Source organism: Streptomyces calidiresistens (assembly GCF_014141525.1).
GTDB classification, from domain to species: Bacteria; Actinomycetota; Actinomycetes; order Streptomycetales; family Streptomycetaceae; genus Streptomyces; species Streptomyces calidiresistens.
The window spans coordinates 1-12,391 of the sequence record NZ_VKHS01000070.1; the positions used below are offsets into that span (position 1 = coordinate 1).

At 71.2% G+C, this 12,391-nt stretch carries 13 protein-coding genes and 2 pseudogenes; 6 read left to right on the forward strand and 9 right to left on the reverse strand.

All coding sequences use genetic code 11. The features are described 5' to 3' along the window. The coding region (locus FOE67_RS05455) for a hypothetical protein (protein WP_182661004.1) at nt 1-457 on the forward strand (457 nt) is incomplete at its 5' end. Nucleotides 458-497: 40 nt separating this feature from the next. Here the strand turns inward: FOE67_RS05455 and FOE67_RS05460 are convergent. Next, the gene (locus tag FOE67_RS05460) at nt 498-680 is read right to left on the reverse strand and encodes an alpha/beta fold hydrolase (protein WP_182661006.1); all 183 of its coding nucleotides are present in this window, start codon (nt 678-680) and stop codon (nt 498-500) included. 210 nt (nt 681-890) lie between these two features. On the opposite strand from FOE67_RS05460, the pseudogene FOE67_RS28920 reads away from it, so the two are divergent. Both FOE67_RS28920 and FOE67_RS05465 read left to right on the forward strand, forming a co-directional pair. Beyond that, nucleotides 891-1,199, forward strand: a pseudogene (locus tag FOE67_RS28920) (DUF4158 domain-containing protein); the annotation flags it as partial. Nucleotides 1,200-1,258: 59 nt separating this feature from the next. Then, nucleotides 1,259-1,771 (forward strand): annotated as a pseudogene (locus tag FOE67_RS05465) (Tn3 family transposase); the annotation flags it as partial. 49 nt (nt 1,772-1,820) lie between these two features. On the opposite strand, the gene FOE67_RS05470 reads toward FOE67_RS05465, so the two are convergent. Further along, nucleotides 1,821-2,939: a serine hydrolase domain-containing protein gene (locus FOE67_RS05470; protein WP_182661008.1), complete on the reverse strand. Its 1,119-nt coding sequence runs from the start codon at nt 2,937-2,939 to the stop codon at nt 1,821-1,823. A 186-nt stretch (nt 2,940-3,125) separates the two neighbouring features. Between FOE67_RS05470 and FOE67_RS05475 the strand changes: the two genes are divergently transcribed. Both FOE67_RS05475 and FOE67_RS30250 read left to right on the forward strand, forming a co-directional pair. After that, the gene (locus FOE67_RS05475; protein WP_182661011.1) at nt 3,126-3,848 is read left to right on the forward strand and encodes a TetR/AcrR family transcriptional regulator; all 723 of its coding nucleotides are present in this window, start codon (nt 3,126-3,128) and stop codon (nt 3,846-3,848) included. Between the two features lie 744 nt (nt 3,849-4,592). Next, on the forward strand, nt 4,593-5,015 hold the full coding sequence (locus FOE67_RS30250) for a peptidoglycan-binding domain-containing protein (RefSeq protein WP_323384287.1): 423 nt from the start codon (nt 4,593-4,595) through the stop codon (nt 5,013-5,015). Nucleotides 5,016-5,115: 100 nt separating this feature from the next. On the opposite strand, the gene FOE67_RS05485 is transcribed toward FOE67_RS30250, so the two are convergent. From FOE67_RS05485 to FOE67_RS05495, 3 genes are all read right to left on the reverse strand, one after another. Beyond that, entirely contained in the window at nt 5,116-5,640 is a 525-nt protein-coding gene (locus FOE67_RS05485; RefSeq protein WP_182661013.1) for a GNAT family N-acetyltransferase, read from the reverse strand. 85 nt (nt 5,641-5,725) lie between these two features. Then, complete coding sequence (locus tag FOE67_RS05490; RefSeq protein WP_182661015.1) at nt 5,726-5,914, reverse strand: DUF397 domain-containing protein; 189 nt, start codon at nt 5,912-5,914, stop codon at nt 5,726-5,728. Beyond that, nucleotides 5,911-6,765: a helix-turn-helix domain-containing protein gene (locus FOE67_RS05495; protein WP_182661017.1), complete on the reverse strand. Its 855-nt coding sequence runs from the start codon at nt 6,763-6,765 to the stop codon at nt 5,911-5,913. The genes FOE67_RS05490 and FOE67_RS05495 overlap by 4 nt, the downstream gene beginning before the upstream one ends. 160 nt (nt 6,766-6,925) lie before the next feature. Between FOE67_RS05495 and FOE67_RS05500 the strand changes: the two genes are divergently transcribed. Beyond that, nucleotides 6,926-7,369: an ATP-binding protein gene (locus tag FOE67_RS05500; RefSeq protein WP_182661019.1), complete on the forward strand. Its 444-nt coding sequence runs from the start codon at nt 6,926-6,928 to the stop codon at nt 7,367-7,369. 34 nt (nt 7,370-7,403) lie between these two features. On the opposite strand, the gene FOE67_RS05505 is transcribed toward FOE67_RS05500, so the two are convergent. The 4 genes from FOE67_RS05505 to FOE67_RS05520 all read right to left on the reverse strand — a co-directional run. After that, the gene (locus FOE67_RS05505; protein WP_182661020.1) at nt 7,404-7,793 is read right to left on the reverse strand and encodes a hypothetical protein; all 390 of its coding nucleotides are present in this window, start codon (nt 7,791-7,793) and stop codon (nt 7,404-7,406) included. A gap of 181 nt (nt 7,794-7,974) precedes the next feature. Beyond that, the gene (locus FOE67_RS05510; RefSeq protein WP_323384291.1) at nt 7,975-8,577 is read right to left on the reverse strand and encodes a hypothetical protein; all 603 of its coding nucleotides are present in this window, start codon (nt 8,575-8,577) and stop codon (nt 7,975-7,977) included. 141 nt (nt 8,578-8,718) lie between these two features. After that, a complete protein-coding gene (locus FOE67_RS05515) occupies nt 8,719-9,033 on the reverse strand; it encodes an STAS domain-containing protein (protein WP_182661021.1) in 315 nt (104 codons plus the stop codon). Continuing rightward, the coding region (locus FOE67_RS05520) for a SpoIIE family protein phosphatase (protein WP_182661022.1) at nt 9,033-12,391 on the reverse strand (3,359 nt) is incomplete at its 5' end. The genes FOE67_RS05520 and FOE67_RS05515, both read right to left, overlap by 1 nt.

Consider the following 12,391-nt stretch of genomic DNA (forward strand, 5'->3'; position numbering starts at 1 on the left):
GCTCGCGCCCGGTGCGGAGGTGGAGACGGTGTGGGCCGACGCCTCGGGCTCGACCGTGCCCCTGACCGTCTCCCTCGTGGAGGTGACCCCGGGGGACGGGGAGGGCGGGGACGGGGAACGAACCCCCCACCTGGTCACCATGGAATACCGCTACGAGGGCGACCGTGACCTCTCACCGGACCCGGGCACGGGGCTGGAACTGTGGACGGCGACCGGCACCATGGCCATGCCCCTGTCGGCGGACGGGACGGAGGACGGGGAGCCGGCGGAGGGCACCCCCTCCGGCTGCCCGGATATCGCGCCGAACGAGATGTCGGAGGCGGACGGCACGTCATCGCCGGCCGTCGGGTGCACCGTCCACCCGACCCCCGAGGGTGAGGTGCCGGCTGTCGTGTACTTCACCTCCAACGCCGATGTCGGCGGCCCGCACGGGTGGTTGATCGAACCGGCGGGGTGAGGGACGAGCCCTCGGTCGCGTCCTTCGAGCCCCGCTTGCTTCAGGCGCTGCACGGTGCCGATCCGGATCCGGTCGGCGTGGGCCCTGCGTCGGGGATGAGTTCGAACCGCGCGTGGGGGAACGCCTCCGCGCGGGCGCGGCCGAAGTCGGGGGGTGACGACTGGTCGTCGGCGTCCCGGATCACCGGGACCGGGCAGGTGACGGTGGAAAGGCGGGGCAGCATGCCGGTGTCTGCCGTGGTCGGGGGGCCGGTAAGAACGCTGTCACCGGCCGCAAACGGCAGTGATCTTGCAGGGCGCCACCCGTGTGGGTGAGTCCGGGCCGTACGGCTGCGGTGGGTGAAGCTCTGCCAGGACGATCGGCGATCGTGGCCCGTACTCCGTTGGACCCGGATGAACTCGTCGAGCACCGGACGCTGTTGAAGGACGAGCAGGTGCTCGTGTCCGGCAGGCGTGGTGCGACGCGACCGGGCTTCCCCGTGCTGCTGAAGTTCTACACGCGGTACGGCCGGTTTCCCCGCAACCGGACAGAGCTGCCCGGTGAGGCCGTGGAGTTCGTTGCCCGTCGGGTGCAGGTTCCTGCCTCGGAGCCGGAGTCCTACGACCGGACGGGCCGCACGGTCGAGTACCACCGCGCGCAGACCCGGGAGCACCTCGGCTTCCGTGAGTGCAGCATCGCTGACGCGGAGAAGCCGACGACGTATCCGGCCGAGCACGTCGCGCACAAGGAACGCAGGCCCGAGCAGGTCCGGGTGGAACTGTGGGCCCGCTGTCGCGAGGAGAGCATCGAGCCGCCGACGCCGGGCAGGTCCGCGCGTACGACCTGCTGCGGATGTTCGGCCGCAAGGGACGTCCCATTCCGCTGGGCACCGCCTTCGCCGAGTACGGGCGGATCGCCAAGACCCTGCACCTGCCACGGGTGGTCGACCCGGTCGGCGACACCCACCGGCGGCAGATGAACCGGCAGCTCAGCGTGCAGGAGTCCCGCCACACGCTCGCCCGGGACATCTGCCACGGCAAGCGCGGGCAGATCATGCAGGCGTACAAGACGGACCGGGAGGACCGGCTCGGCGCGCTCGGTCTCGTGCCGAATGCCGCCGTACCGGGGACGACCCGCTATCTCGACGCCGCAGTCGAGGAGTTGCGGCCCCTGTCCTCCGAGGAGCGCGAGCACGATGTCCCGGACGAGGACGTCGCCCGCGTCTCCCCGCTCAAGCACGCGAACCTCAACGTGCTCGGCCGCTACAGCTTCCGCGCCTCCGCTCCGGTCGACGGCCTGCGCCCGCTGCGCGACCCGGGCGCGGGCGGTCTCGACGAGGACGAAGAGGAATGGGAGCAGCCAACGGGTTCAGCAGGCGTCCCGGTCAGCCGTACATCGCCACATGGTAAAGAGTCGCAAGCGCGTCGTCGATGGGATGGGGCTGCGGCTTACCGGAAGAGTCGAGCCTGTTCCACCTCTGCAGGTTCACCGCGACCGCCATCTGCCGCTTGCCGTCGGCACGGGTCATGGCCAGCGCCCCACCACCCCAGACCGTGCCGCCATGACCCCAGAAGGTGCCCTCACCGGAGCCCTCCATCGGGTGCAGGCCGAGGCCGTAGTGGATCATCTTTCCCTCTTGGGAGATGACCGGACCGGTGCGTTGCATCTGCGCCAGCGACGACGGACTGACGATCTCTCCGGCCAGCAGCATGCCGTAGAAGCGGTTGAGGTCCGCGACGGTCGACAGCAGCGAGGCCGCCGGCCCCACCCATGACATGTCGTAGACGCTGTAGTCGCGCGGCGGGTCGATCATGCCGAACCACGCCTCGTAGAGATGCGAGTGCGGCCCGTCGACGTACGGTCCGGCGGGGAGCTCGGTGTCCCGGAGCCCGGCGCGCTCGATGACGTTCCGGGTGATGTACTGCTCGGCTGTGGTACCGGTCACCTGTTCCAGGAGCCGGCCGAGGAGCAGGTAGTTGGTGTTGGAGTACACCCCCGGTGCACCGCCCGGGGCACCGACAGCGGGTGCGGCGACCCCCATCTCGATCAGTTCAGTGGGGTCGAACCGCGTGAACCGGTGGTCGTCCAGGCTCCGGGGTCCGGTCTCCGCGAGGGCGGGGAACGGCTTGAGGGAGGGGTAGGCGTACGGGAGGTACTCGGCGAGTCCGCTGGTGTGATTGATCAGCATCCGGACCGTGATCGCGTCACCGCGTTCTCCGGGAACCAGCTTCGGGAGGTACCGGCCGACCGGTGTATCGAGCCCGATCCGACCGGCCTCGACCTGCTGCAGAACCGCGGCGGCGGTGAAGGTCTTGGTGATGCTGCCGACCCTGTGCCGCATGCCGGCGGTGACGGGGCGACCGGTGGCGACATCGGCGACCCCGGCGGCGCCGAGCCAGACCCGGTCGCCGTCCCGCACCTCGGCGAACAGGCCCGGCATCCCGGCGCGGTGGACGTTTTCAATGGCGGCATCCAGCGCTGCGGTATCCAGTGAGTTCCTCACAACATGCGTCCTTTCGCATTGCTCGGGGTGAGCTCCACATCGGTCGCCCGACCAGGGGGACAGGGCACGCGCGGCACGTCGGCCGGCCCCCTGCCGGGTCGCTCGGCGCACTCATGCCCTCATTATGCACGCGGTGCGTGCAACGCCAAGTGCATAGGTTAGACTGAGTCCGACGAGAGGGGTGAAATGGCAGGTCGAAGGCGTTGGTCGACCGAAGAAATCCTGGATGCGGCAGCGGAGTTGCTGCGCACCAGCGACGCGGAGTCGTTCAGCGTGCGCAAGCTCGCCGCGACCCTTGAAACCGATTCCTCCAGCCTCTACCGGCACTTCCGCAGCAAGACCGAACTGCTGCGCGCGGTCGCCGACCGGATCCTCCTGGCTTCCATGGACGGCTACCGCGCCGAGGGTGACTGGAAGCAGCGCATCACCGCCCTGGCCCTGCGCGTGAGAGAGGCGTTCGGCCGGCAGCCCCAGCTCGCCGCGGTCTGGGGACGGTACGCGTCGGGCGGCGCCGGTTCCCGGCGAGTCATGGAAGAGGTGCTGCAGGCCCTGCGCGCGTCGGGACTGCCCGACGAGGAGATCCCGGCGCGCTACCACCGGCTCGCGGTCCTCATCGCCGCGCTGATCGCCTCCGAGGCCGGAGTCAGCACCATCACCCCGGAAGAGTACGAACAGGGCATGGAACTGTTCCGCGTCGCGGTACTCGGCGCCGACCCCGAACACTTCCCCGCCCTGGCTCACTTCGCCCGCGACGTCCGCCCTCTCGGGGTGGATCGCCGCGCCGCGTTCGAAGAGATCCTCGCCGCCCAACTGGCCCACATCGAGGCCGCGATCCGCCCGAGCCCGTCGACCGGCTCGGGAGTGTCGGCAAACGAACGAACGACGAGAGGCGCGACGGGCGTCCAATGAACCCCCGCTTTTCGGGGCCTGTCGGCGGCAGCGCCCGGCGAACCCGGGGATGAAGCCTGCGACGGGCCCGAACGGTGAATTTCCGAACCAGCAGGAGGGGAGCGTCGGGTGTGTCCGACACGGCGACCCCCTCTCGACCCGGATTCCATCCACGGATCCCGAGAGGAAACCGATCGAGACAAAGGGGAGCTTTCCGGCCCGGTCGGCTGATTTTCCGCGTGGCAAGAAAAGCCTGCGACAGGGAATTCCCCGGGTGCCACGGTAGGTGCTTCCTCCCCCGCCCGGGATCACCCCGGACGAGGCGGGCGGGGCCCGGGCAGGGCGTGCGGAGCGCTCTCCGTGCCTCCTCCTCACGCCGGGGGGCGTGCCCGAGGAGAGGAACCACCGGGCCGTCCGGGGTCGTCCGGGCGGTCGCGGCCGGCCGGTCGGAGACACCGGCGGCCTCACCGGAGACGGGGACGACACGGGGCGGCGCCTCACCCCACCGTCGTTTTCCGTATCAATTCTCCGCAGCGATTTTCACCGAGCGTGAATTGACGGACCGCACATCAACCGTGTTTCCGATCTGACGTTCGCCACCCCTTCCATCAGGAGGGTGAAAACCGGCTCTCCCCCTGTCGGAAACACCGGGGAAAGCCGGATGATCCCCTCGGGAATCCGGGGGAATTCCCCGGATCCGACAGGGTTGGCCACAGGGTTGATCGCCAAGGCGATCAAGGCCACGACCTCCGAGGAGCAGTACCCGTGAAGGTGAAGAAGCATCTCGCCGCCACACTCGCCGCCGTCGCCGTCCTCAGCGGCCTCGGCGTGACCACCGCGTCCACCGCCCAGGCGAACAGCCCGTGCGCCAAGGCGGCCTGGTACACTCTCCGCAGCGGGGACCGGGCGCCCCTGCCCGCCACCAGCGGCGGCTCGTTCAGCTGCATCATGGGACGCGGCGCCGGCGGCGAGCACGTCAAGGCCCTCCAGTGGTCCCTGAACCGGTGCGAGGGAGCACGTCTCGACGTCGACGGCATCTTCGGCCCCGCCACCGAGAGCGCCCTGCGCACGGCCCAGAGCCGGAACGGGGTCGCCTCGGACGGGGTCTACGGGCCCAACACCCGCAACGCCATGCGGTGGGAGATCAAGCGGAGCAACAACACCACCTACTGCGGCCGCCTGAGCTGAGCCCCGGCCGGTCGCCCGTCCGCCCCGACCACCGGGCGGGCGACCGGCCGGAAGCCCGCGCGTGCCTCCTCCGGACCCACCGGCCCACGAGCGATGGGGATCACGCCGACGGCGACGCCAACTCCCGGCGGTGGACCTCGACCAGCCGCTTGTCGTTGTCCCGCCGCTCCTCCACGGGGACGTATCCCCGGGACCGCCACCAGGCCACCGACTCCCGCAACTCGACCAGGGGACCGACGTACACCGTCCGCCACCCCTCGCCCGCCAATGCGCCTTCCAAACCGGCGAGAAGGTCCCCGGCCCAGCGGTCGTGGTCGAGACGGCCGTCGATGAGCAGCAGCCCGATCCACGGCTGCCCCTCCCCCGGGTGGGGAGCGAGCAGGCTCACCGTGCCCACCAGCCGATCCCCCTCCCTGGTGCGGGCGGCGAGGCAACGGGAGTTCTCCGTCACCTCGCCCTGCCACAGGTACCGGGCGATGTCCTCCTCGGTGAATTCCCGCACACCGGTGCGCAGGGTGTTGGCGTCCAGGAACTCGGGATTGGTGTTGAACAGCGGTAGGAACTCGGCCGGATCGTCCCCCTGCCCGGCCGCCCGCACCCGCAGCAGCTCCGTTCCGAACTCCATGTGCGCCCCTCTCTCCCCGCCGTTCGGTGGCCACGGCCGAAACATCGGCAGTCAACCGCCGGGGGCCGGCCGGGGCAACCGGAATTCAGGGCCGGGCGGTGGTGAACTCCAGCAGCCGGGCCCACTCCTCGCGCCGGACGGTGAGGTGCGGACGAGAAGTGTTCTTGGAGTCCCTCACGAGAACCAACTCCTCGCCGAACGCGACCTCGACGCAGTCATCCCCCTGAGCGCTGCTGTAGGTGGACTTGAACCACCGGCCTTCGACAGTGTTCACAATTCTTCTCGCCTCCGCTCCAACAGGCCCATGGATTCCTGCGGTGAGAGAGCCTGTGAGCGCAGTCTCGCATAACGCCGACGAATCCTTGCCACCTCTTTCACGCCGGCGAGGAGGCGGCCGTTCTCCTGCCCTTCCGAGTACGCGAAGGTGCGTCCTTCCGGTGTCTCCAGGAGACGAACCGGCCCCGCCAAACAGGCGTGATACTCGGAGTCGGCCGGCATCACCTGAAGGGTGACGTTCCTCAGGGAGGCCACTTCGAGAATGTGATCGAACAACTCACGCGTGACTGCGAGGCCTCCCAGGCGGCGCATGAGTACCGCCTCTTCGAGAATGAAGTCGAACGTCGTGGTGGGTCGTTCCCACAGGAGCCGTCGGCGTTCCATCCTGGCGCCGATCACGGCTTCCACCTCGTGGTCCTCCAGGGGCGGAAGTTCGTTGTCGCACAGTGCCCGGGCGTAGGCCTCGGACTGCAACAGGCCGGGAATCAGACGGCATTCGTAGGTGGAGAGGCTGACCGCCTCGCGCTCCAGACGGGCCCAGCGGCGGAACCAGGCGGCCAGGCCGGGTTCGCCGCGGGTCAGGTGGCGGGCGGCCCGGCGCAGCGCCCCGGTGTTGCCCAGCGCCTCCTCCGCCCGTTCCACGAATGACGAATCGGGCATCCGACGCCCCAACTCGACCGACACCACGGTGTGTTTGGAGTACCGGACCAGTTCACCGAACTCGGCGCGGCTCAGACCGGCGTGTTCCCGCAATCCCTGCACCACCGCCCCGAAGGTCCGCAGACTGTCGGACGGGTCCGGCTCGCGCAGGCCGTCGCATGTCGTGGTGGTCGCTTCCCCGTTCGTCACCCCTGGCTCCCTCCGGAAGGCACCGGGCACACCCGGCACTCGCCTTCACCCAGTGTGACGCCCGATCAGCGTACCGTCCACCCTCCGTGCTTGTACTCTCACTTTCGGTACAAGGCGGGATGCCGGCGGAATCCCCCGCGCGAGGGGCACGGTGGGTTCCATGCACTTCCCCGCCGATACCCGAAGTCCCGTTTTCCTGCGGACTTTCGCGCAGGTCCTCTCCTCCACGCCGCGCGGCGCGCGGCTCGCCCGGCTGCTCGTCGTGGAGATACTCCGGACCCGGGGCATCCCGCAGGGCATCACGGAGCGTGTCCGACACGTGGTGGCCGAACTGTGCGCCAACGCCGTCCTGCACGGCTGTCGGGACGGGCGGGACTTCCGCATCGCCGTGGTGCTCCTCCCCACCACCGGAACGGTGCGGATCGAGGTCACCGACAGCAGGGGCGACCGGATGCCCGAACGGTGGGAGAGCCCACCACCGCACAGCGAGTCGGGGCGGGGCACGGCGCTGATCGACGCACTGGCCGACCGCTGGGGCACCGCACCCCAGCCGGAGGGCGGCAAGACCGTATGGGCCGAGATCGACCCGCCACCGGCGCGATGAACAGCACGGTTCCGGGGTCGGGTGGCCTTGCCCCTCACCCCGCCGGGTCGTTCGGTTCCCTCCTGCGACGACGTGTGGGAGTGGCCCGCACGAGCGGGATCACGCCGGGGAGCCACTGCTCGACCCCACCACGGAGGTCGGGGGCCGGAGCGTTCGTCCAGGCACGGAAGAACCCTCGCACCCGGCGGATCAGCTCGCCCGGTTCCGGCGGGCCGGTGACGTGCGGAACGACCCGCTCGTCATCCCGCACGGTCAAAACCAATGGGCATCCCCGGGAGTCGAAGGCGGCCTCGATGTCGTACAGGAAGTCCGGTTCGACGGCGAGTTGCACGTCGTCCTCGGAGTCGCACGGGCTCAGCCAACCGTCGTCGTCGAACAACAGGCAGGGGAACCGGGGAAGCCGATCGTTTCTCCCGGTGTGCACCCCGCCTCCCTCCCCGGCGGGCTCGGTCTCCCGCCGACAGCCCGGCCCCGACAGCCCGGCCCCGACACGACGTTACCCCCGCCGTTTCGGCACCGGGAGCGATGGGACCGGGCGCCGGAGGGCGCCCGGTCCCACCGTGCGGGTACGGCGCGGGGACCGGCCGCTCACCCGCAGCGGATCGTCACCGGCCGACGGGCAGCCGGTGCAGCGCGTCCCGGAACGCCGGGGGGTGGGCGAGCCCACCGTGTCCCCACATGCCCCGGGCCTGCTCGGCGGGGCGCTGCTGCTCGCCGTGCAGGGCGTTGAGCACCACCAGGCAGCCGGTGAGGGCCGGCACCGCCCACTGCGCCATGGCGAGATGGCGCCGGGCCTGTTCGACGTCGATCGGGTGCTGGGCGGCCTTCTCGCTCTCCTGCGGATCGGAGGAGGAGGCCAGTTCGATCTTCTTGCCCACGACCCGGGCGTAGGCGGTGGCGGCCAGGGCGGCACCGGTGAGGACGGTCTTGACCGCGGTGGAGGCGCCCACGCCCTGCTGGTGGGCGACCCGGTGGGCGTTGGCGGCGAGCAGCCCGCCGCCGCCGAACAGGTGTGCCCCGATGGCGGCGGCGTTGACCGGCGTCCACTTCGCCCAGCCGGAGGAGGAGATCCGGTCCCGGGCGGTGTCCGAGCCGCCCTCGTCCGCGGCGGCGCCGTTGAGGCCGACCGCCCCCATCAGCGAGCCGCCGAACCAGGCGGCCAGTCCCACATCGTGCAGGCTGCGGATCAGGGTGTTGCGTTCGGACACGACAATTCTCCTTCGGGCGGGGCGGCAGGGGCGGCGACGGGAGCGCCGGGACTCCCACTCTCGTCACCACCCCGTCCCGGCGCCATCACGGCCGGTCCGGACGGGTGACCGGCCGGTCCCGCCCCTCCCGGGACCGCTACCTCACCCCTCCGTGGGGGCGTCCGGGGAGCCCGTCCTGTGGACGGTGGTCAGCTCGGCCAGTCCGGAGATCGTCAGGACCGGCTCCAGGAGCGGGGGAACCACCAGTTCGAGACGCTCGGCACGGGCGAACAGCACGCTCAGTCCGGCGCTGTCGAGGTACTCCACCGCGGTCAGGTCCACCACGAGGGGGCCGGGGGCGTCGTCCAGGGCCCTGGCGAAGGTGTCGATGTTGCTCATGTCGATCTCGCCGGTGACCGCCAGCTGGGCACGGCCGTCGGAACGCTGTCCGGGAACGAGGGTGAGCGAGGTGGTCATCAGGCGATCCTCAGGTGCATGTCGACGGTGGTGCCGGACGGGCCGGGGGTGATCGTGACCTGCTGCATCAACGCGCGCATCAGTGTGACACCGCGACCGCGGTGGGTGTTGAGCTCGGGTTGCGGGGTCTTCCAGTGTCCGGTGTCGGCGATGGTCACCCGCAAGTCGTCGACGAATGCCTCGGCACGCAGCCTGACGATCTCGCCGGGGGCGTCCCGGTGGCCGTGCTCGATGGCGTTGGCGCAGGCCTCACCGGCGGCGACCAGGACGTTCTGCATGGTGCCCGGGGGCAGGTCGCACTGGTTGAGCCAACTGCGCAGGGCTTTGCGGACGGGTGCGAGCTGGGAGGACTCGGCGGGGAAGGTCACCTCCAGCGGGGCCGGGTGCCGGTAGATCAGCAGGGCGACGTCGTCGTCGTACCCCCCGGCGGGCGCCAGGCGTTCCATGACCCGGGTGGCGAGATCGTCGACCGCCACGTCACGGCCCTCCTGGATGGCTTCCCCCGCCTGGTCGATGCCGGTGGTCAGGGGGCGCCGGCGGCGTTCGACCAGGCCGTCGGTGTAGAGCAGGAGGGTGGCGCGGGCGGGCACGACGTACTCCGCCTCGGAGCGCTCCCGGCCCGTGCGGACCGCCAGGGGCGCGGAACGTCCGCCCTCCAGGAGGTGGGTGGTGCCGTCGGCGTGGACGAGGATGCCCGGCGGGTGCCCGGCGCTGGAGTAGACCAGCCGGCCGGTCTCCGGGGTGAGGACGCCGCAGAAGACGGTGGTGCAGGCCGCGCCGGGGATGCCGGCGGCGAAGCGGTCCAGGGCCATGAGGGTCTGGGCGGGGCCCGCGTCCTGCAGGAGCAGGGCGCGGCAGGCGCTGCGCAGTTGGCCCATGACGGTGGCCGCCTCCAGACCGCGTCCGACGCAGTCGCCGACCACGATGCCGATGCGCCCGTCGGGCAGGGTGATGGTGTCGTACCAGTCGCCGCCGACCTCCAGGGGCCGGCCGGCGGGCTCGTAGCGCACGGCGAACCCGTCGGGGAGGTGGGAGGGCCCGAGAATGGCGCGTTGCAGGGCGATGGCGGTCCTGCGCTGCTGGTCGATCTGGTGGACCCGGGTCAGCCCCTGGGCCAGCCGGCCGGCCAGCAGGGACAGCAGCAGTTGGTCCTCGCCGGTGAAGGGACGCCTCTCGTCGACCTCGATCCACAGGGCCATCGGGCCCTCGGGGTGTTCCAGGAGGATGCCGGCGCCGGTGCGGTCGGTGTCGGGGGTGAGCGGGGCCCGCCCCCGCAGGTCGGTGAGCGTTCGCCGGTGGTCGGCGGACAGTTCCGTCCACCGCCCGCCGTCGGTGTCGGTGAGCGAGGGCTCCTCGCCGTCGTCGAAGACGGCGGCCACCACTCGGCGGGCGGCCCACAGGCATTTCAGCTCGGCCAGGGCGGCCGGGAGCGCCTCGTGCAGGGTGGTCGCCCCGGCCAGGCGCGTGCTCAGCGCGGCCAGCGCGCTCTCCCGCTGGATGGCGTAGTGCTCGGCGGTCACGTCGCGGAAGGTGCCGACCGTCACGTCGAGTCCGGTCTCGGGGTCCCGGGCGCGCGCGAAGGTGGCGGTCACCCACAGCCAGTGGCCGTCGCGGTGCCGGACGGGGATGGTGTAGGAGCCCTTCGGGTTCTCCATCAACTGCTCGAAGGCCGCCTGCACCCGGCTGTGCCCCTCGGGATCGGTCTCCGCGTCCGGCCACCACGGGTGGATGGGCTCGTAGGGCAGGTTCTCGGGGCCGTAGCCGAGGATGTCGGCGAAGGTGGCGTTGATCTCGACGACGGCGCCCCGCTCGTCACAGACGAAGAAGGCCTCCTGCAGGGAGTCCACCAGGGCGGCGCGCCAGCGTGCCTGGTGGCTGCGCAGGCGGGCCAGCTCGATGGTGGCGCGGACCCGGGCGAGGAGTTCGGCGGCGGCGAAGGGCTTGACGAGGTAGTCGTCGGCGCCCGCCTCCAGCCCTTCGATGGAGGCCTCCTGACCGGCCCGGGCCGACAGCAGCAGCACCGGCACGGACGCCGTGCGCGGGTCGGAGCGCAGCTCGGACACCAGGCGCAGGCCGTCGATGTTCGGCATCATCACGTCGCTGACCACCAGGTCGTAGGCCTCCCGGTCGAAGGCCTCCCGGCGAACGGCGTCCAGCGCCTCCCGTCCGTCGGTCACCCCGACGACGTCGTACCCGGCGCCGGTGAGGATGCGGGTGAGGTACTCGCGCATGTCGGCGTTGTCATCGGCCACCAGCACCCGCGCCCGGGTGCTGGGACCGGAGGTGTAGGGGAGGGGGGAACTCCCGGCCGGCTGCACCCCGGCCCCCTGCTCGGTGCCGGGGGAGGTGTCGCCGGGCAGCCAGCGCAGCGCCTCCTGGACGTAGGGGTCGGCGGCGGTGGGAACCGCGCCCCCGCCGGATCCGGGGGCCACCGACTCGGCCGGCAGGTGGGCGTGGCCGAAGGGCAGGTGGATGGTGAAGCGGGTGCCCTCGCCCTCGGTGGACTCGGCGGTGATGGTGCCGCCGTGCAGCCCGACCAGCTCCTGCACCAGGGCCAGGCCGATGCCGCTTCCCTCGTTGGAACGGGAGCGGGCGTTCTCGATGCGGTGGAACCGCTCGAACAGGCGCGGGACCTCCTCGCGGGGCACACCGATGCCGGTGTCGGCGACGGCCACGACGACCCGATCCCCCTCGCGGCGCACGGTGACGCCGATCGCCCCCTCGAAGGTGAACTTCAGGGCGTTGCCGAGCAGGTTGAGGATCACCTTCTCCCACATGCCGCGGTCGAGGTACACCGGCTCGCCCACGGGGGCGCAGTCCACGTGGAAGGCGAGGCCGGCCCGCTCGATCGCGGAGCGGAAGACGCCGGCCAGCTCGGCGGTGAAGGCGGCCGGATCGGTGGGCTCGTAGCGGGCCTGCATGCGGCCGGCCTCGATGCGGGAGAAGTCCAGCAGGGTGTTGACCAGCTTCCCCAGCCGCAGTCCGTTGCGGTGGATGACCTCGAGTTCCTCGCGGATCCGGGGATCGGCGTCCGTCAGGCGGGTCCGCAGTTCCTCCACCGGCCCCATGATCAGGGTCAGCGGGGTGCGGAACTCGTGGCTGATGTTGGAGAAGAAGGTGGTCTTGGCCCGGTCCAACTCGGCCAGTTCCTCGGCGCGACGCTGCTGGGCGCGGTAGCTGCGGGCGGAGGCGATGCCGGCGGCCAGGTGCCCGGCGGCCAGGTCGAGGAAGCCGCGGTAGCCCTCGTCCAGCACCCGGTACCGGTTGAGCCCGGCGACCAGGAAGCCGTAGGGCGTGTCGCCCTGCCGCAGCAGCGGTACCGCCAGGGCCCGGGTGGGGGGTTCGGACCACCCTCCGG

What these genes read in the sequence shown, in the direction of transcription:
- FOE67_RS05460 (WP_182661006.1), bottom strand. Translation starts at nt 680, where the DNA reads ATGCTGCCCCGCCTTTCCACCGTCACCTGCCCGGTCCCGGTGATCCGG.
- FOE67_RS05475 (WP_182661011.1), top strand. Translation starts at nt 3,126, where the DNA reads ATGGCAGGTCGAAGGCGTTGGTCGACCGAAGAAATCCTGGATGCGGCA.
- FOE67_RS05485 (WP_182661013.1), bottom strand. Translation starts at nt 5,640, where the DNA reads ATGGAGTTCGGAACGGAGCTGCTGCGGGTGCGGGCGGCCGGGCAGGGG.
- FOE67_RS05500 (WP_182661019.1), top strand. Translation starts at nt 6,926, where the DNA reads ATGCACTTCCCCGCCGATACCCGAAGTCCCGTTTTCCTGCGGACTTTC.
- FOE67_RS05515 (WP_182661021.1), bottom strand. Translation starts at nt 9,033, where the DNA reads ATGACCACCTCGCTCACCCTCGTTCCCGGACAGCGTTCCGACGGCCGT.